General features: G+C 42.7%; 16 protein-coding genes. 9 read left to right on the top strand and 7 right to left on the bottom strand.

Translation table 11 applies throughout. The annotated features are described in order from the left end of the window. Positions 1-460 precede the first annotated feature (460 nt). The 7 genes from DI53_RS15555 (at position 461) to pstB (ending at position 8,092) form a co-directional block, all read left to right on the top strand. Positions 461-706 carry a hypothetical protein gene (locus tag DI53_RS15555; RefSeq protein WP_037501764.1) on the top strand — a complete coding sequence of 82 codons (246 nt, stop codon included), beginning with the start codon at positions 461-463 and terminating at the stop codon, positions 704-706. A gap of 26 nt (positions 707-732) precedes the next feature. Then, a complete protein-coding gene (locus DI53_RS15550; RefSeq protein ID WP_037501761.1) occupies positions 733-2,595 on the top strand; it encodes a hypothetical protein in 1,863 nt (620 codons plus the stop codon). 147 nt (positions 2,596-2,742) lie between these two features. Then, entirely contained in the window at positions 2,743-4,587 is a 1,845-nt protein-coding gene (locus DI53_RS15545) for a hypothetical protein (protein WP_037501759.1), read from the top strand. 172 nt (positions 4,588-4,759) lie between these two features. Then, the gene (locus DI53_RS15540) at positions 4,760-5,632 is read left to right on the top strand and encodes a PstS family phosphate ABC transporter substrate-binding protein (RefSeq protein WP_037501756.1); all 873 of its coding nucleotides are present in this window, start codon (positions 4,760-4,762) and stop codon (positions 5,630-5,632) included. Then, positions 5,622-6,512 carry a phosphate ABC transporter permease subunit PstC gene (pstC, locus tag DI53_RS15535; RefSeq protein ID WP_037501753.1) on the top strand — a complete coding sequence of 297 codons (891 nt, stop codon included), beginning with the start codon at positions 5,622-5,624 and terminating at the stop codon, positions 6,510-6,512. The genes DI53_RS15540 and pstC overlap by 11 nt, the downstream gene beginning before the upstream one ends. Beyond that, positions 6,502-7,356: a phosphate ABC transporter permease PstA gene (pstA, locus tag DI53_RS15530; protein ID WP_037501750.1), complete on the top strand. Its 855-nt coding sequence runs from the start codon at positions 6,502-6,504 to the stop codon at positions 7,354-7,356. Before pstC ends, pstA begins: the two co-directional genes overlap by 11 nt. Then, positions 7,346-8,092 carry a phosphate ABC transporter ATP-binding protein PstB gene (gene pstB, locus DI53_RS15525; RefSeq protein ID WP_037501748.1) on the top strand — a complete coding sequence of 249 codons (747 nt, stop codon included), beginning with the start codon at positions 7,346-7,348 and terminating at the stop codon, positions 8,090-8,092. Before pstA ends, pstB begins: the two co-directional genes overlap by 11 nt. A gap of 850 nt (positions 8,093-8,942) precedes the next feature. On the opposite strand, the gene DI53_RS15520 is transcribed toward pstB, so the two are convergent. The 5 genes from DI53_RS15520 to DI53_RS15500 form a co-directional block, all read right to left on the bottom strand. After that, positions 8,943-10,688, bottom strand: a complete 1,746-nt coding sequence (locus DI53_RS15520) for a hypothetical protein (RefSeq protein WP_169741999.1) — start codon at positions 10,686-10,688, stop codon at positions 8,943-8,945. A gap of 92 nt (positions 10,689-10,780) precedes the next feature. Further along, positions 10,781-11,059, bottom strand: a complete 279-nt coding sequence (locus DI53_RS15515; protein ID WP_037501742.1) for a hypothetical protein — start codon at positions 11,057-11,059, stop codon at positions 10,781-10,783. Between the two features lie 772 nt (positions 11,060-11,831). Further along, positions 11,832-12,269 carry a RagB/SusD family nutrient uptake outer membrane protein gene (locus DI53_RS20655; protein ID WP_241462449.1) on the bottom strand — a complete coding sequence of 146 codons (438 nt, stop codon included), beginning with the start codon at positions 12,267-12,269 and terminating at the stop codon, positions 11,832-11,834. Between the two features lie 74 nt (positions 12,270-12,343). Next, the gene (locus DI53_RS15505; protein WP_241462448.1) at positions 12,344-13,426 is read right to left on the bottom strand and encodes a RagB/SusD family nutrient uptake outer membrane protein; all 1,083 of its coding nucleotides are present in this window, start codon (positions 13,424-13,426) and stop codon (positions 12,344-12,346) included. Positions 13,427-13,437: 11 nt separating this feature from the next. Beyond that, on the bottom strand, positions 13,438-16,431 hold the full coding sequence (locus DI53_RS15500) for a SusC/RagA family TonB-linked outer membrane protein (RefSeq protein ID WP_037501736.1): 2,994 nt from the start codon (positions 16,429-16,431) through the stop codon (positions 13,438-13,440). Between the two features lie 453 nt (positions 16,432-16,884). Here DI53_RS15500 and DI53_RS20375 point away from each other — a divergent pair, with 453 nt between their 5' ends. Continuing rightward, a complete protein-coding gene (locus DI53_RS20375) occupies positions 16,885-17,025 on the top strand; it encodes a hypothetical protein (RefSeq protein ID WP_157836789.1) in 141 nt (46 codons plus the stop codon). A gap of 86 nt (positions 17,026-17,111) precedes the next feature. On the opposite strand, the gene DI53_RS15490 is transcribed toward DI53_RS20375, so the two are convergent. Both DI53_RS15490 and DI53_RS15485 read right to left on the bottom strand, forming a co-directional pair. After that, positions 17,112-18,014, bottom strand: a complete 903-nt coding sequence (locus DI53_RS15490) for a TIGR01777 family oxidoreductase (protein ID WP_037501731.1) — start codon at positions 18,012-18,014, stop codon at positions 17,112-17,114. Between the two features lie 37 nt (positions 18,015-18,051). Beyond that, a complete protein-coding gene (locus tag DI53_RS15485) occupies positions 18,052-18,363 on the bottom strand; it encodes a hypothetical protein (RefSeq protein WP_131555317.1) in 312 nt (103 codons plus the stop codon). A 225-nt stretch (positions 18,364-18,588) separates the two neighbouring features. Between DI53_RS15485 and DI53_RS15480 the strand changes: the two genes are divergently transcribed. Further along, positions 18,589-19,195: LacI family DNA-binding transcriptional regulator (locus DI53_RS15480; RefSeq protein WP_037501725.1), on the top strand; the 607-nt coding region annotated here is incomplete at its 3' end.

Here is a 19,195-nt window from a genome sequence, read left to right as displayed (position 1 = left end):
TTTTACTTTCATTAGAAAATGGAGTAATATTTTTGCTACGAATAATACCGCGGTGACAAACCTGTCATAGGCGCACTAATACAATTCTATAACCCTATTTACAAACCTTCAAGTTTAGCATTTATACACCAAAATACTCAATGATAAAGCAGGACCTCGGTAAATTACAACAATTATTACCTATAAGAATATAACTACCTTAATATTTGAAATAATGGATACCAATCGAAGCTGCATAACCGTTTTAGTATTCTTAATATGAAAAACAACCACTGTAAACAACCATCTACAATTATTTTCAAAGAAAACAAAATCTATTTTTTAACCAAATAAAAATTGGATTTTTGTTGCAGAAAATATGAAGCATACTGATAATACATAATCAGATTGCGTAGCACAAGTTATTTAAAAGCTTAAAATAGGCTCATTATAGATTAATAAAAACGCGTAAAGCACAAGTATGATGGAAATGAAAAGCACGAGGGATTATCACCAAGACACACACAGCAAAACCACTGCGGAAAATGCGTCCAAAATCAAATTGGAGTATGTTCCGCCCGCGATAGACGTGGATATTATCCAAATGGAGGGTGGAATAGCAGCAACATCTGGAGCAAGAATACAGATCGGTAGCGAAGGTAATAACTTCACCCCAGAAGTAGAAGACTGGCGCGTTACAGAATCTGAACAACAGATTTTTCTCTAATACCATTCGTAAAACCTGATATAATTATGCTTAATTGTAAATCAAAAATAGTAAGTGCTTTAGCCTTTCTAATCTTACTTGTCGCTGCATCTTGCACAAAAGAAAACTTAAACATGCAAAATGCCAGCAAAGACGCTCAGCTTATGTTTCTCATTTCTGAACAAACCGGCTCCGCAACCAACAAAACATCCAACCTTAGGGCATCGAGTTTTGGCGCTACCACGACATATAAACATGAAGAAAACGAGCAACATCAATTTACGGAGGACGGTGCATTTCGGATTACTACATCGCTGAGCACAGCGCCTATGTCTGCCTTGATTGATCCAAAATCGGTGGTGAGTAATAAACTTTCTTCGAGAATGTCAGGCACTCAAACAAGTCCTTCAAGCACTATCCTAAAAGACGGTATAAAATACCGTGTTGTACTGTACGACCGATCCACCACGCCTTCTAAGTTTGTATCTACAAGTTTAGGAATAGCAGGAAAAAAACTGCTTATTGATGTCGAAAAAGGAAAGAGTTACGACTGGGCGGTTTTCTCGTACAATGATGAGAATGATCCGGGTGAATCACAGGATTTCATCACTCCGACTACCGGACTCAAAGACTTGCTACATGCAAAAGGCACAACGGAAGTGGTACCAGGCTATAGTGGTGACGAAAAAGAAGTCGTTATGCCTATAAACGTATTGCTACAGCATAAGTTGGCTAACGTTTCTGTGCACGTAAGTGTAAAAGAGTATCCCGCAAAGATTATGTCTCTTAGCGCATCCCTCGGACGGAACACCTATTTTTGTAAAAATACATTAAATATCAAGACTGGGGAATTTGTCAATGATAACACACAAATTTCAATCGACCCCGCTATGACTTTCGTTTCTACCGAAGAGGAATCAGTTAGCGTGGCAAACTATTATACCTCAAAATTTAAGCCCATCACCGGCTTCTCAGTAACACTAAATTCGCTCAATATTCGCACTGGCACGAATGAGATCAGATCCTTAAGTTCCCCCTCCATCCACAACTGGGAAATGAATCCAGAACAAGGACAACAGAATGTAGCACGGATTAAGATAGAGCCTGTGCGCGATATCTCCGGCGACAAGTTTAGGGTACTTTCCGTTGGATTGCCCCACTATACATTAGCGCCCACCGCTGCGCCCGGAGCACATAATTATTCCGGTGCTTGGTACGCTATGAATAGCGAAAAGAACTTCGGACCTAATGGCACCTACCCTACAACGAATTTTGCGTGGAACATTCAAAATAGACCTTCACCTCTCAATGCGTTTAACGATTTACAAAACTATAAAATAGTGTTTGTTGGCTATGGCGGCGCACCTTCAACTGCCGCTGATGCAAATAAATTGTTAGCATACATTGAAGCTGGAGGAACAGTAATCTATGCTACGGGAACCCATCATTTAGGCGCAGTTGAGCCAATCGTCTGGCGTCAGTACGCTGGTGGCCAAGCAACCACAACCCTTTACAGTGCCGTTACCGCTTCACCATTCGGACAGCACCCGATTTTGAACGGTACCTTTGGTGATGCACGGGGCGCCTTCCTCGGAAATTACCCGGCAAGTGGATACGGCATAAGTAATCTTGGCAATGACGCAGAAGTGTTGGCTCTTAGCACAGCAAATTCCAACGTAGCTGTCGCCTGGAAGGCCAAATATCGGGAATTTTACTTTATTTCCAGTGAAGGAATGCAAAAGTACTATCCGACGCACACACCTGGCGCTAACCCATTTCTATTAACAGCCGCACCCGATTACATACCAAGAAGTGGATCTTGGACCGGTCGAGAAAATATTGCAAACTCAATAATGCTCATGAACATTATTGCTAAAACCATTGACAAGGTCTTAGGAACAGCGAAATAGATTAAGCTATTCTTTGAACACTATATGTTTATTTTTCGGGGACACCCTGCAGGGGTGTCTCCTATTTTTAGTTTTACAACAATCCAACTACAGCCTAATTGTGAAATAGGCAAAAACACGTTACCATAAAAATCAGTTACTCGTAAAATGTACACATTTAAATTAAAAGCACGACATTATTTTGCATACCTATTTCTTATTACCCTAGCCTCCTGTAGCAAAGAGCGCATAAACATTCAAAATACCAACAAAGACGCTCAGCTTATGTTTATCATTTCTGAACAAACCGGCGGGTCGATCAGTAAGACATCAAACCTTAGAGCATCGAGCTCTGCGGCTATCACTACCTATACACAGGAAGAAAGTGAGCAACATCAATTTACGGAGGATGGTGCATTTCGAATAACCACATCGCTGAGCACAGCGCCGATATCTGCTCCCATGGAACCAAAATCAATGGTGAGTAACAAGCCGCTTTCTTCGAGAATGTCAAGCACACAAGCAAGCTCTTCAAACAGCGTCCTGAAGGATGGCACAAAATACCGTGTGGTGCTCTACGACAGATCCACCACACCGTCTAAATTTGCATCCACAAGCTTAGGAATAGCAGGACAAAGATTGCTTATCGACGTAGAAAAAGGGAAGAGTTACGATTGGGCGGTTTTCTCGTACAATGACGAAAATGACCCGGGTGAATCGCAGGATGTCATCACTCCGACTACAGGACTCAAAGACCTGCTACATGCAAAAGGCACAACGGAAGTGGTACCAGGCTATAGTGGTGACGAAAAAGAAGTCGTTATGCCTATAAACGTGTTGCTACAACACAAGTTGGCTAATGTTTCTGTGCATGTAAGCGTAAAAGAGTATCCTGCAAAAATTATCTCACTTAGCGCATCCCTTGGCAGGAATACCTATTTTTGCAAAAACACATTAGATCTCAAGACGGGGGAGTTTGTCCAAAGTAATACGCAAATCCCTATAGGACCAGCTATGAATTTTGTCTCAAATGATGGAGACTCTGTAATGGTTGCAAACTACTACACTTCAAAATTCAAATCGATCACCGGCTTCTCGGTGACATTAAATTCGCTCAGCATACGCACCGGTGCAAATGAAATTAAATCCTTGAATTCCCCCTCAATTCACCACTGGGAAATGAGTCCCGCGCAAGGACAACGGAATGTTGCAAGGATTAACATACAGCCGGTGCGGGATATCTCCGGCGATAAGTTCAAAATACTCTCTGTAGGCTCATCGCATTATTCCTTAGCACCTAATCAGCCCTATTCTGGCTCTTGGCATGCATTGCATAGCGAGAAAAATTTTGGTCCAAAAGGTACATACCCAACCACTAACCTAAAGTGGAACGTGGATTATCGGTCTTCACCATTAGGTGCGTTCGACAATTTATCCGCTTATAAGATGGTTTTTATTGGATACTTTGGTGGCCCTTTAACTGATAATGATGTGAGGCAATTGATCAACTATATTGAAAATGGCGGTACAGTTATCTGGTCTATAGAACTGCCCATATCGCATTTTGAAAAATTGGTTTGGCAGCGATTTGCAGGTGACCAAGCTTCAGAAAAAAAGTATACAGGTTATGGTGTCCCCTTCAGCGATAGTGAGCTTTTAAATGGCCCCTTTGGTGACGCCCGAAATACGATGTTTGGAAATTATGCTATGGCGGTCTCTGGCACCGGCGTAAGCAATTTCTCCGAGCCTGTAATAGAGTTGGCAAAAACCAGTTCAGGTGTTGCAGCCGTTTGGAAGGCCAGAGACTACGATTTTTATTATTTTGGAAGTGCGGGTATGCAAAAGTATTCGTCAACTCCCGTACTAGGCGTAAACCCGTTTTTATTGACAGCTTCACCAGACTATGTGCCGAAGATAGGAGCTTGGAGCAATCAAGAGCGTGTTTCGAATTCAGTTATGCTTATGAATATTGTTGCCAAAACTATGGACAAGGTTTTGGGAACTGGGAAATAGCTTGATTACCCATTATCTTGGGATTACTTTTTGGGAGACTCCTATTGACGGGGTCTCCTTTTTTTTGATATAACAAATTTCATGTAACATTAAGCCAGTACGCGAATCGCACCGTAAGCAGCCTTAACATAATGATAACAATACGGTTACATCTAAACCATAGCTTTGCACTATGAGAAAGAGTGCGATCAAAGCTTTCAATTTGCTTGTTATACTATTAGCCTTCGAATGCCTTTTGGGGTGCAAACCAGACAATCCGGCAATAAAAATGAAAGGCTCTGATACAGAGGTCAATTTGGCCGTAAACCTTGCCGAGAAATTCACCCAAGTGGATCAAACGTTCAATATCGCGATCTCTGGCGGCGGTTCTGGTCTAGGAATTACCTCGCTACTCAATGGGCAGGCAGACATTGCTAATTCATCCAGACCCCTCTCACCGGAAGAGGTGGCGCAATTTAAAGCAAAGGGTATTGCTCTACACACCGTGGTCTTTGCGGAAGATGCTACTGCATTTATCGTTCACAAAGATCTCCCATTGGATGAAATTGATGTAGAAACATTGGGCCATATTCTAAATGGTAGCATTAAAAATTGGTCTGAGCTGATTGACGTTAATCTTCCGATCAATATATACGGTAGGCAAAGTAGCTCTGGCACGCATTCGTTTATTAAAAAGAAGCTCCGCATCGAATTTTCCAATGCAGCGAAAGAGATGACGGGCAATGCCCAGATCATAGAGGGTATAAAGGTCGACCGCTCGGGAATAGGTTACGTAGGTGCCGGCTACGTGGCGCATGCACCGGAGGACAACCGCCATGTTAAAATTCTAAAAATTAGAGAAAAACAAGCAGGCCCTGCGATCTCCCCCATCGATCCCCATGCTATTAACGCAAGGGCGTATTATTTCCAACGCCCCCTTTATCAATTTGTGCTCACTAAATCGTGGGGAAAAGTGAAGCCTTTTATCGATTTTGAAAAGAGTATGGCAGGTCGACAACTAATTGAACAACACGGTTACTATATTATTGACAACCATGAGATATAGCGCACGACGATCTTTGGATCGGGTATTTAAGTATGTATTTAAAGTAACGGGCCTACTCGTTTTACTCCTGCTAGGTGCGATCTTGGCTATGTTGATCTACAACTCCGTAGCATTTTTCGTTGATGTTCGCCCATTGGATTTTATCACGGGCCTGGAATGGAATCCAACCGGAGATAATCCGAAATATGGCATTCTGCCTTTGGTATTGAGCACAACGCTCGTTACAGTCGGTGCTATGCTGATCGCTATTCCCTTGGGCATAGGCACGGCAGCGTTTATTGCGGAATATGCTCGCCCCGGATTGAAAAATATATTGAAGCCCACAGTGGAAATGCTAGCCGCCATTCCGTCTGTTGTAATTGGTTTTTTGGGCATCGTTGTCGTGGGTCCAGGTATTGCACATGCTGCAGATTTAGCCAACGGTCTTAATGCACTGAACGGAGCAATACTGTTGGCCATTATGGCGCTTCCTACCATTATCACCGTGGCTGAAGACGCCATTCACGCGGTTCCGAAAACTTACAAGGAAGCCAGTTATGGTGTGGGCGCAACGAAGTGGCAAACACTACGTAAAATCGTTATTCCCGCGGCGGCACCGGGCATTATCGCGGCAGTTATGCTTGGCGTAGGTCGGGCGATCGGCGAAACGATGACCGTGCTAATGGCGACAGGAAACGCCTCCTTATTACCCACGGGTATGTTTGCTTCGGTAAAAACAATGACCGCAACCATTGCAATTGAGATGGGCGAAGTGCCCTATCAAACGACCCACTATTTTGCCCTCTACGCAATAGCTACTGTATTGTTTATCATGACCCTCGCCGCTAATATGCTTGGCGAGTATTTTATCAACCGATTCAGAAAATATCATGCAGCCTAAGAACAAATTATCTAGCATACTGGAGTGGGGAACGTTGGTAGGGAGCACCATCTTGGTCTGTTTCTTCCTGTTGGTTATTTTATGGGAAATATTTTCCAAGGGAAGTTCTGTAATCACTTGGGAATTTATAAGATCGCTCCCTACGGAAGGCATGACCAAAGGCGGAATATTGACGCCGATTATAGGCACCGTTATGCTTACCTTGCTGACGGCTTTATTTTCTATTCCCTTTGGTGTTTGCTGTGCGATATACCTTAATGAATATGCCGAGAGCAATTGGCTGACGCGACTTATTCGGGCTTCTATACGTAACTTATCCGGCGTCCCTTCTATTATATACGGTCTTTTCGGACTTGCGTTGTTCGTTCAGGGTTTACAACTTGGCACATCGCTCCTTGCTGCCGGCCTCACATTAGGATTGTTGTCACTGCCATATATCATTACAACAACAGAAGAAGCATTGCTACGCATCCCAAATAGCACGAGAGAGGCTGCATTAGCTGTAGGCGCTACAAAGTTTGAAACGATAAAAGACATCGTTCTCCCCTCTTCCATGTCGGGAATACTGACTGGCGTCGTTCTTACACTTTCGCGAGCCGCAGGAGAGACTGCGCCTATTTTGTTTACAGGTGCAGCATTTTATATAAACCAAACAAGCGTGTCCGTAAATCAGGAGTTTATGGCACTACCTTACCATCTGTATATGCTGTCTACACAGCATCAGTCCATTGATGAAGTTCGTCCCATTGCTTACGGAACAGCTTTGGTATTGGTTATTGTCGTTTTCTTGATGAACCTCACTGCCTTTTATATACGCTATACGTACAGACAACATGAAAAATAAGCTATCTGCGGAAAACCTGAGAATAAGCTTTGGAACAAAGGACGTTCTGAAAGATATCAATGTGAGTTTCCGAGAGCATGAAATAACCGCGCTCATCGGTCCTTCCGGTTGTGGGAAAAGCACACTACTGAGAAGTTTTAACCGCATGCATGATCTCTCTGCAGACGCGAAGATTACCGGCACAATCAAGCTGGACGATACGGACATATACGGGAACGATATGCATGCTACAGAAATTCGAAAAAGAATTGGCATGGTGTTTCAAAAAGCAAACCCCTTCGCAAAGAGCATCTACGAGAATATCACTTACGGACTTAAAATAAATAACCTCCCTCACAGCAAGGATATTGTAGAAAAGGCGTTACGCGAAGCCTTCCTGTGGGAAGAAGTGAAAGATGATCTGAAAATGCCAGCCACCCGGCTATCGGGCGGACAACAGCAACGGTTATGTATTGCACGTGCAGTAGCATTAAGGCCAGAAGTAATTTTAATGGATGAACCTTGCTCAGCATTGGACCCCGTCAGTACGCTAAAAATTGAAGAACTGATAAGCAGTCTGAAAGACCGCTACACCATCGTTATCGTGACGCACAATATGCAGCAAGCGCAACGCATTGCTGATAAAACAATTTTTATGTACTTGGGCGAAGTAAAGGAGGAAGGACCTACCACCAGTCTATTTGAAGATCCGAAGCACGAGCTTACTTCAAACTATATCAACGGACAATTTGGCTAAAGAACATTTATGCAAAAGCGATTTCCATAGTATACTGTTAAGAAACGTTAAAAGAAAACAAGTATTATACGAAAGCAACATATTACATCGTTATAGTTGTAATTCATAAGTTAGGTTAATAATTGGTTAGTTAGCAAAGAATCCTGAAGCTCCCCGCTCCGGGATTCTTTTTTTGTATTTGGCCGTGCGTATGGAGTATTGGGAAGTGGGTAGTGGGTAGTGAGTAGTGAGTAGTGAGTAGTGAGATATAACGTGTGATAAAGAGCTCTTCTTCCAGTATGATTCCAGATTAGATTTTTTTGACCCACAGGGGGGGCGCATTAACAAAAATCAATACATATGCGACCCACTTCGGGGTCGGTTCAAATTTTAAATAACTTGCTATAGATATGTCACCTCTATGAGGTAATTTCTATCACTGCACTACCCTCAACTAAAGAATGACGCCTTTTTTATAGACGATAGTATGCAGTACTTGTTTTGTAGAGATTTACTCGACACAAATTTTATTACTTCTTCACCGCGCGTAGCGGGTTGATCGAAGCTGCTTTTTTTAAAAAAAGGAAACCTTATTCCGACTAGGATGGAACGGGTGTAAATAAAAACATTCGGAAGCAGGTTACTTCCGAATGTTTCATTTACCCGAATAGTTACCGGTTCACGATCCGGTGAGCGTGTACTGGCAAAGAAAAACGATTTGTTAAAAAGTGTTAAGACTAACCTTAACACATACTATCGCATTGCGGTGCACGTTTTATATGTAATTCATAATTTCATAATTTAGGTTAATAATTGGTTTGGTAAAATCCTGAAGTTCCCCGCTTCAGGATTTTCTTTTTATCCCCCTTTCTTATTGCCCCATTTTGGAGAGAGTTTTCGCGATAAAATTCATCACCACTACGGAGTTTGATATATTGCTCCGCGTATACCATGCTCCAATTCTCGGTGTATAAGCCGGAGATGCTGTCATCAAAAATGGATCGTTTGTCAACTGCATGCCTCCATCCCCGAAATAATAAAAATCACGTGTTTTCGATTTCCAGACTACCGCATTTGTGGTCGAACCGTTTGCGAAAGCGAGAACATCGATTAGATTCGGATCGTAATTGATAGTTCCATACCCCACCAAGGCCTGGTCCCCGAAAGAAGTTCCTCGGGCATCGCCGAAAGGCCCTACAAGCATTCCGTTTTGGTTAAAATTACCGAAATCACCAAAACTCTGATAAGAAGCCGTAGCCCCTGCAAAAGCCCTCCAAACTCTTTGGTCGGGACCGGATCCAGGATTTTCCGTAAAGAAAAGTACCGTTCCTCCGGAATTTACGTAATTTATAAGTTGCGTAGCATCATTATCACTAATTCCGGCAGCGTAGCCGACAACGATCAGCTTATAGTTCCCGGTGGTAGCATCAAAAAGATTTCCAGAACTAGAACCACGCCATAATATATTCCAATTTCGATTGGTAGTAGGAACAATTCCGGTCGGCCCGAAATTACTAGTACCATATAAGGCTTGATACATTCCGGAACTCCCTGTATTTAAAAGGGTATGTGGAGAAACTCCCACAGATAAAATTTTAAAATTATCCCCAGAAATGTCCCTAACGGGTTGCACATTGATTCGTGCAAAATATTTTTTGCCGGCTGTCGGAACTACGTTTGTCCAGCTAAAGTTGGTAGGCGTCGTTGATGTCTTCACCTGGTTAGACTGATCAGTGATCGATAAACTGTTTAGCGTCACGGAAAAATTAGCAATCGTTGAAGTTGACGACGTATAGAAAAGAGCAGATTTGACGGCCGCCGGAGCTGTAGGTACTAAATTAATCGCCGTCGGTACCGTAGATGCTACTGGGGTGGAAAGTGTACCGGTTTTAACATCCATATTCGACGTGAAAAAATAATTTGCCGAACCAAGCGTTGCTGTCGCTGCTGTGATAGTAGCGGGATAGAATGTACTATTCAGTTCTACTGTTACGGCAGATAATTTATGTTTCAAGACGACACTTATAGGAACGTTCGCATTAGTGCCATCTCCAGGTGTGCCCGGCACGAGTCCGGTGGTACCACTTGCATGCAAAAGATCGCGTTGATCGGAAGGGACCGTTGTGCTTGATGTTCCAGGGTCACTTTGGTCATTGTAGGAAAACACGGCCCAATCATAGTTTTTCCCCTTAACTACATCGACAGTCAGGGGCGTACCTGCTGTACCCAATGTCGAGGATACGAAGGTTGATGGCGTAGTCGATCGATCATACAGCACCACACGATATTTGACGTTATTACCAAGCACCGTTTGCGCTTTCGTATTACGAACACTGGCCCGTGCAGCACTTACGGTAGGCTTTACGAATTCTCGTGCCGAGTTTGTGCTAGCTGCTGCTTCCACCAGCGTAGCTGTCAGCCGCATCGTTCCATTATTGATTAAAACGTGCTGCTCCTCCCCAACCACCTTCTCCTCTGCAGTAACATTGTTCATCGCAGACATAACCTGCATCTGGCCAGATCCTTCGCCAGAATCGTCCTCAAAGACACTAAAAACTACTTTCGTTCCATTATCTACAATTTCAGTTTCGTTGGAACCTTGTTCGGAACAAGCCAAACACAAAATTAAAAAAAGAGGAATACAAGCTTTAGCCCATACCACTTTCAATCTACACATATTGATCATTACGTAATGAGTTTGTATTGATACTATAAATAAATCTGCTTATCACTTCCATCTATCGTCCAATCTTCCACCTCAGGGGTGTTGGGATCGCCCGGGCTTCCAACCTGGATTCTTGATACAGATCCTGCGGCCAAGCTACCTTCCAGACTGACAATAGATACCGTCACCGACGGTGGGATATATTGAATTTTGAGCTTACTGTTAAGGCCTGGCTTAACGAGCATTTGCACCAGAGGCGGACGTTCGATCCCCTCAGTTAACGGCGAGGTTGATTTTAAGGTAAAAGACATATTATTATTCATTTAGTGTTCAATTATCACAATTAACATTAACGTAACATAAGCAGAGATAACAGTACTTCGGATCTCACACACCCTATTTTTGCTACTCCTGTTAAATTATCGGTTAAATTACTGATTGTAGAATAATCAAACAACAGCTAAATGCACTTATTTTTGAACTTTAATGAAGCAATTTGATGATAGTTAAAATTCAAAAAGTATTTACTAGAGATATTCTTGTTTGTTCAAAAAATATTTTATTAAATATTTAAACCCTGAAACAAACCAACAATATCAAGGCTTGCGGATGATGAGCAAGAAATTCGTCGCATGTATAGAAATAAGATTTTAGCGTCATTCCACTTCTTTAAAAACAACTGATAACAACCTTATTTTGTTCGAAAAACCTCGTCGAATAACGACTACAAAAATTGAAAAACAAAAAAAATGTAACACGGCGCTATACGAAAACCTACCAAAACACGTTTGGATGTTGCAACATCATGTTGGTATGAAGGGATTTTACAAACACACCGATGCCAAATTTGGTTTGGGAAAGATGGTAGACCCAGTCGAATTATAAAAATTTTTAAAGCGGCATGAAGTCGATTATGACAATTATAGATGATCAGGAACATCCACTATGATTTTAATTGAGATCTAGTGTAGGTTTAATCAAGACAAATCAAAACTATGCAAAGCGCTTAGCTAAAGATTAGACAATAGACAATAAATAAAAATAAAAAAGTCGTAAATGAAGAAAGATGTGAGGATGGCGTACCACCCTCATTACTTAGTACAATGGATTCTGCTGGTAATTTTGATTACCAATTTGCGAGAGTGGTATGGGAAACAGCAGCGCTCGATTATCTGTATCAGCGGGCTTCTGCTGCCACTCGTCCAGATAACGTCCAAACCTCAGCAAGTCTAAGCGACGATGCGCTTCCCAGAAGAGTTCCCGGCTGCGTTCATCCAAAAGAGCAGACAAAGTAAGATCTGACCATTCCGACGCTCCTCTTTTAAGGCGCAATTCATTCACAAGCATTAGAGCTTCTGCAGATCTATTATTCCGCAAGAGCGCTTCCGCCTTCATTAATAACACATCAGCATAGCGTGCCAACGCTAAATCATTACCTACCAATCCGGTAGCAAAGTTATTATAATCCACTACGTATTTAATAACACGTATGCCCGAAAGCTCCATATCAGATCCTTCCTCTATTAGGCTCACTTGAGGAGTGAAATTTAAGAGATTACCCCGCCGGTCCCGCAATGCTTCACCGGCCGCATTATACTGCTGTCCGACTAAAATCCGATATGCACTCCAGCAACATCTGTCATTCCTGGATATGTGCCGCCGCGACGTTGGTCACCTTCTTCAAAACGATCATAAACATCAGAAAGTGTCGTAAAACCGTTCAAACCAGATGGATTCATATGCATATGCGTGGTTACCCGCCAAAAATTACTAAGCCCTCCCGCATTTTCTCCGGCAGCATTTGCAGATGCAAATATTAGCTCTGAGGAGTTATGGTTGTCCACTGCAAAATTCGCAAAGTAGTCATCTTCCAAGCTATATCGCCCCGAGCCTATAATTTCATCAGCTAGACGTATGACTTCATCCATATCGGTAGCATCAAATGTAGGATTCGCTCTATTTAAAAGCATCCCCTTATTAAGGAACAATTTCATCAATAGATATCTCGCGGCGTCAGGATTAGCGCGCGCTGATCCGTTATTTGACAGGATAGGCAAAATTTCTTGCAGTTCATTTCTTAAATACTCGATTTGTTCTTCGGCCTGTCGAACCCGAGATAAGCCCACAACTGATTCTGCTGGTTCTCGATAAGGAACTTGGCCCCAACCACTTAAAATATCAAATTGCACGTAGGCCCGCACGAAACGAGCTTCTGCGGCTTGTTGTTCATTAGGTGAAAAAGTCAATAGATCGGTTGCAGCGTAACTTACACTATTCAATACTCGGAAAACGCCATCAATGGTGGTATGATCTAATTGCCAACGATGCAGATACAGTGCGCGCCAGGCCCCATTATCTGCCCAGTCACCACCACGCGTGGGTGGAATAGCTTCGTCTGAGGTGAGTTGCTGCAGTGCCCACCAACTCCACGGCCCTTGATAAGGACCTCTCATGGTTAGATAAAGTCCGTCTAGCAAGGCCTGAGGATTCGCCGAACCCAAATTCCCTCTATTGGTTTCGCCGCGCAACTCCTCATTAAGATCGGTACAAGCAACCCCAAAAGATAAATGTAGCAAAGCAAGGAAGAAGTATATCGCGTTTTTCCTGCCAGAAGATTGTTTAGACAGGCTGGCAGAGTTACCTGTCCCACATCCCAAAGCATGGGATTTAAAATACCTTGATTTTTTCATGATGCACATACTTATAAACTGAAACCTATGCCTAAATTGAATGTCCGCGAGCTCGGATAAGCGATATAATCTATTCCTGCTGAAGGTAGACCTCCTACACTTTTTTCAACGTTGATCTCGGCATCGAAACCACTATACTTTGTAAACAGCAATAAGTTTGTACCGGTTACAAATACATTCAGGTTTTTGATATTTGCCCCAAGATCTCCCACGCGATAACTAAGGGTAGCGTTCGCCAATTTTATATAACTTCCGTCTTCGATGTATCTTGATGAGGGCGCGATGGGATTCGCAAATGATTCCATCTGCCCAGAATCGTAGTAAGAGCGCGAGATATTGCGTGTACCCAAATTACCAATCGCCAATACAGCGTTTTCGGTCTCATTGTAAATATCATTTCCCAGTGTTCCGTTAAAATTGGCCACTAGGCTAAATCCCTTATAGGAGATATCGGTACTAAAACCAACAAGGGCCTTTGGGTTGGGATTTCCAACGTAATAGTACGTATAACCTTCATCAGCATACTCAGAAAAACCATTAGCATCCAACCCTAGGTAATCACGAGTAAACATAGCAAACATAGGCAGACCACTCCGCACAACTTCAATGGTGGTATTACTCAGTCCCTGCCCATTCAACAGCCCCGTATTATAACTTCCTTCCAAATCGCGCACTCTGTTGCGGAGAAGAGTTAGGTTACCACCAATGTTCCAACTTATTTCATCTGTTTGGATAAGTTTCCCTTGCAGAGCCAGCTCTACACCTCTGTTTTGAATTACACCTTCGAGATTCGTCCACACAATGGCGGTCCCTGGCGAATTCGGATAATAAGGCACCCGGGGATACAATAAATCGGTTGTTTGTTTTGAAAACAGATCAATTGTTCCGGTCAAGCGACTATTAAATAATCCAAAATCTACCCCGATATTAGTCTGTTCGTCGCTTTGCCATTTCAAATCTGGATTCCCATTATTGAGCGATGTTAACACCCCATTTAAACCATAACCATACCGATCAACCGCCGCTCCGGAAGGGAACTCTTGATTACCGGTTTTACCCCAGCCAGCACGCAACTTCAAATCACTCAGAAATGATACATTCTTTAAGAACGCTTCTTCTTTAATATTCCATGCTGCCGAAAAAGACGGAAAATTTCCGTATTTATTATTCACGCCAAATTTGGTTGAACCATCTCGGCGGATTGTTCCAGTTAACAAGTACCGGCTTCGGTAGTTGAAAATAGCTCGAAAGAAATATGACTGAAGTTCGCTGGATGGATTGTTAAACGATGAGATACTACGAGAACCCTGGGACCCCGCCTGCAACGCATCCGTGTAGTCAACATCGATATCGCCATATTCCCTCCCCGACATGAACGTCCCTCTGTTTTCAAATCGCATGTATTCATACCCAGCGACAGCATTCAGGTTTAATCCATCCCATATTTCTTTATTAAAGTTTAGGGTATGTGTCATCTGCGTCGTCGTGAACTCATTAGCACCAACAGAAGCAGCGCCGCCCCGGGTATTTGCATTCCCCTCAATTCCCAGCATATTGATCCAGCTCCTTGTGGATGTTCGACGGTTACCATTGGCGTATTTGATGCTACCGAGCATACGGTACTCCAGCCAATCATTAACTTTATAATATGGTGAAAAATTTCCAAGAATGTTAGTAACCGTTGATTGGTCGTTATAAGCACCCAGCATACCCAAAGGATTTACCATGAAGCTTCCCTGTTCTATAAATAGTGTGCCGTCTGGATTATATAAAGATCTTGTAGGATTCCAACTCAAGGCCTGCCCTATCAAGCTGCCATAAAACCCCGCGTTAGTCGTGATTGGTGCCAAGCGCTCTTTGACCTGATTCACCACAAGACCCATATCAACACCAAGTTTTTTACTTTCCAACATTTTAAAATTGCCGTTGAATGCGCCATTAAATTTTTCGAAGTTACTTGTCTTAACAATACCATCCTGATTTTGATAACCTACTGATGCTCTAAAACGTGCGTCTTCGGAGCCGCCACTGAAAGCAACATCACTCTGTGTATTAAAACCATCACGCAGGATAGCATCTAAAGCATCTACGTTATCACCATAATCACCTAAAGACAAACCGTAACGCGCCAGCATTTCCCTGTATTGATCGCCATCCAGCACATCGACTTTTCGCATAATAGAAGATACGCCGCCTGTCAACGTTGCGTCTATTCTTAACGCCCCAGACTTACCCCGTTTGGTGGTGATTAGAACAACACCATAAGCTGCCCTTGATCCGTATATGGCGGTCGCAGAAGCATCTTTTAGAACCTCCATTGATTCAATGTCGTTTGGATTGATAAACGCCAAAGGGTTACTTGGAGGAACAGTCCCTAATTCACCGCCTACAGCACCTGGACGCGCATTGCTTCCATCCAAAGCAACGCCATCCACAACATATAAGGGCTGCCCTGAGCCGGTAACAGCCGAAGTCCCACGGATTTTAACCGTGCTTCCACCGCCTGGCTGCCCACTGTTGTTGATCATCTGAACACCAGAAGCCTTCCCCTGTATTAACTGGTCAGGAGACGTGATCGGCCCTTTATTAAAATCTTCCGCAGACACCTTTGATACAGCACCGGTCAGATCACTTTTTTTCACTGAAGCATAGCCCATCACAACGACCTCTTCCAACTGTTCATCATTTGGATTCAAAACAAAATGTTCGGTTTTTGGTGCACTACCTACAACTACAATCTTCTCCTGCGTAATATATCCCAGCAATTTTGCCTGTAGGGTGTACCGGCCTGCAGGCACATTCGTAAAACTGAAATTACCATCCTTGTCTGCGCTCGTAGCCAGCTTAAGCTCGACAACAGACACAGAAGTCCCTACCAAAGCCTTCCCTACGTTATCCTTCACCGAACCTCCCAACAACGCCTGTGCACACAAATTACTTTGGGAGAAAATGGATAATAAACAGAAACAAAAGAGCCGTGAAAAAATCCTATGAAATTGTAACATCACGATTAGTTTAAATAGTTTATAATATTTTTATCCAGAACAAACTTAATGCATTTAAAAATATAATTCAAATATATTAATGAAAATATTTTCGAATAAAAACATAAAGAAGGTGTTTAAAAGTAAAAAATTAAAATTAAATAAATCAAAAGTATTTTAATTAACATGAATCAATTGATATATCGCGGGGAGGAATTGCAGCGATTAATATTGTTGACAAGATATATCAAATCCTGCGCTAACAGATCTTATCGATAATTTTTAAACATACAGTAACCAACTACACCGGTATCAAAATTTCCAAATGATGTGCAATTTTCGAAACTATATTTCATAAATAATAAATGTGTAAATAACACTTTTAGGTATTGACCGAACATAAAAATTTGTTGAGCATAACGAAGTATTATGCTTTTACTTGTTCAAAAACTTACACCCTTTTATTTAATAACGATGAATTTACTGTATGAAATAAATGAGAACACACCCCATCAACTGAAAGATAAGGTATCTATGATATCTATATGGAACGATAAGCCTTTACCTATAGCGGAAGGCGAGAAATTAGAACAGTTAAGTTCTGGGATACTTTAGGATAACTGCAGGTTTTAAGCATACAGCTTATCAATAGTGCCATATGCTTATAAAGTTTTTAACGTTTTACAAAAGAATGAGCTCGATTATAGATCTGACAAGTGTGAGGCAGAAAATTTAAAACCATGGCGCTCTATCTTTTCAGCGCTGACAGCCGCATTTTTGATGAGTTCGATGGCGAGCTCGCCCAAAGCAACACGGAGGAAAAATTCGGGTATGGGGAAGACAAAAGATGGAGGAGATTGCTTTTTCAATAAGGTTTTAGAAAGATCTATTTGTGTCGAAGGATATGGAGCAACAGCATTTATCGGACCTTCAATGCCCGTCTGTTCGGCAGCAAAAGCGTATAGTGCCAGCAGGTCGTGCAAACCGATCCAACTAAACAATTGCTTGCCCGAGGCAAAACGGGGAGCGATGCGAAAAGCAAAAGCCGGTTTAAGCGCTTTCCACATACCACCATCAGGATGTAATACCAATCCTGTACGCAGCCAAACAACACGGATACCCATGCGGCTTAGTGGCCGCGTGGATGCCTCCCAAGCCACACAAACAGATGCAAGAAAATCTGTCCCTGCCTTATCCTGCTCGGTGAAAATCTGGCCTTCGTCTCCTTGTCCATAAAACCCGATGGCAGATGCCGATACAAACGTCTTTACCGCTGATCCTTTTTCTTGCACCCAGCGGCTAAGCAAGGCGCCACTTTCCGTTCTGCTGCGCAACAACACGGCCTTCCGTTTTTTGGTCCAACGCTTTTCAGCGATGTTTGCACCTGCCAAATGGATAACCGTATCAATATTCGCAGGCACATCTTCCGAAATATAGTTTTTGTCTACATCCCACAAGCAATAATGAACCCTATCCTTGGTTTTAAGCGCTTGCATGGAACGCACGAGCACCGTCAATTGCACCTGCGGATAATGGTCAAGCAGGTAATCGATCAATGCCTTTCCAATAAATCCTGTACCACCCGAAATTAACACATGTTGCATAGTTTAGCGCTTTTATGTAATTTATCGAAACATCTGTTTAGTCGTCCAAATCATTATTTTCGTCCACCAACCCTTCACACAATTCCTTATCCGGAATATGATTGCTGGTCTTCATCTCATCAAGCGTGCTATCAATTTCTTTGATCAAATGCACGAGTTTCTTCACATTTGGATCTTTTAAATCCTCCACATGCGATAATTGGAAGTCATACACATCCCCATCTTCAAATGCATCCATCACATGTCGCATCTCTCCGGCTGTTGCAATATTCAACACGTCGGTAAATATGTGCTCACGCGATACCAAGAGGGTACGCAACGATCGTACAATTTGAGGTCTGTAATCCATTTTATATGCCTTTTCAACATAGAACAAGGGAGAGTCGCTTTTGTCATAAAAAAAATAAAAAACATATAAAAGGTGTGTTTGGGAAGGTAGCATTATCTCGTTTACACTTGATGCGCTGTTTCGGAAAAGCGTTAAAAACAATGATTTTTATCGCAAAATTGGTGCGCTTTCTTCAGACGACAGGATATTGTGTATTTTTAGTAACATTGTATATAGATCCGTTTTATGAGACAGCGTTTTGGCATCAAGGACATTGCACAGGCCTTAGGTATATCCGTATCCACCGTTTCGCGAGCACTGCGCGACGCGCATGATGTAAACCCAGAAACACGCAAGCGAGTCATCACCCTAACGGAAAAGCTGAATTTTAAAAGAAATAACAATGCGGCTGCGCTGGCTTCGGGAAATACAAAAAATATCGGTGTTGTCCTTCCTTTTATCACGAATTATTACTTTTCCACCGTGATTTCCGGGATACAGGAAGAAGCTTATGAGCACGGCTACACCATTATACTCTACGTAACCAATGATGATGTAGAACGTGAAAAGAAATTGTTAGAGAATATCGCGACCAGCAGTCTTGATGGGTTGCTGATTTCGATATCGTCGCATTCCAGCATGAGTGACCATTTCAAGCGCCTGCTGGATAACGATGTGCCGCTTGTTTTCTTTGACCGCGTGCCCCTTGATGTCACCGCATCAAAGGTGATGCAGAGCGATTTTGATGGTGCTTACATGGCTACTCGCTACCTATTGTCACGGGGCTTCACGCGTGTTGCACACCTGGCGGGCCCTGCCGAGCTCGCCTTTACACAAGAGCGCATGCGCGGCT

This window comes from Sphingobacterium deserti (assembly GCF_000757725.1).
GTDB lineage: Bacteria > Bacteroidota > Bacteroidia > Sphingobacteriales > Sphingobacteriaceae > Sphingobacterium > Sphingobacterium deserti.
This window is presented reverse-complemented; position numbering and strand designations above follow the sequence as displayed.

What these genes read in the sequence shown, in the direction of transcription:
- DI53_RS15555 (WP_037501764.1), top strand. Translation starts at nt 461, where the DNA reads ATGATGGAAATGAAAAGCACGAGGGATTATCACCAAGACACACACAGC.
- DI53_RS15550 (WP_037501761.1), top strand. Translation starts at nt 733, where the DNA reads ATGCTTAATTGTAAATCAAAAATAGTAAGTGCTTTAGCCTTTCTAATC.
- DI53_RS15490 (WP_037501731.1), bottom strand. Translation starts at nt 18,014, where the DNA reads ATGCAACATGTGTTAATTTCGGGTGGTACAGGATTTATTGGAAAGGCA.
- DI53_RS15540 (WP_037501756.1), top strand. Translation starts at nt 4,760, where the DNA reads ATGAGAAAGAGTGCGATCAAAGCTTTCAATTTGCTTGTTATACTATTA.
- DI53_RS15485 (WP_131555317.1), bottom strand. Translation starts at nt 18,363, where the DNA reads ATGGATTACAGACCTCAAATTGTACGATCGTTGCGTACCCTCTTGGTA.
- DI53_RS20375 (WP_157836789.1), top strand. Translation starts at nt 16,885, where the DNA reads ATGAATTTACTGTATGAAATAAATGAGAACACACCCCATCAACTGAAA.
- DI53_RS15545 (WP_037501759.1), top strand. Translation starts at nt 2,743, where the DNA reads ATGTACACATTTAAATTAAAAGCACGACATTATTTTGCATACCTATTT.
- DI53_RS15505 (WP_241462448.1), bottom strand. Translation starts at nt 13,426, where the DNA reads ATGAAAAAATCAAGGTATTTTAAATCCCATGCTTTGGGATGTGGGACA.
- pstB (WP_037501748.1), top strand. Translation starts at nt 7,346, where the DNA reads ATGAAAAATAAGCTATCTGCGGAAAACCTGAGAATAAGCTTTGGAACA.
- DI53_RS15500 (WP_037501736.1), bottom strand. Translation starts at nt 16,431, where the DNA reads ATGTTACAATTTCATAGGATTTTTTCACGGCTCTTTTGTTTCTGTTTA.
- pstC (WP_037501753.1), top strand. Translation starts at nt 5,622, where the DNA reads ATGAGATATAGCGCACGACGATCTTTGGATCGGGTATTTAAGTATGTA.
- DI53_RS15515 (WP_037501742.1), bottom strand. Translation starts at nt 11,059, where the DNA reads ATGAATAATAATATGTCTTTTACCTTAAAATCAACCTCGCCGTTAACT.
- pstA (WP_037501750.1), top strand. Translation starts at nt 6,502, where the DNA reads ATGCAGCCTAAGAACAAATTATCTAGCATACTGGAGTGGGGAACGTTG.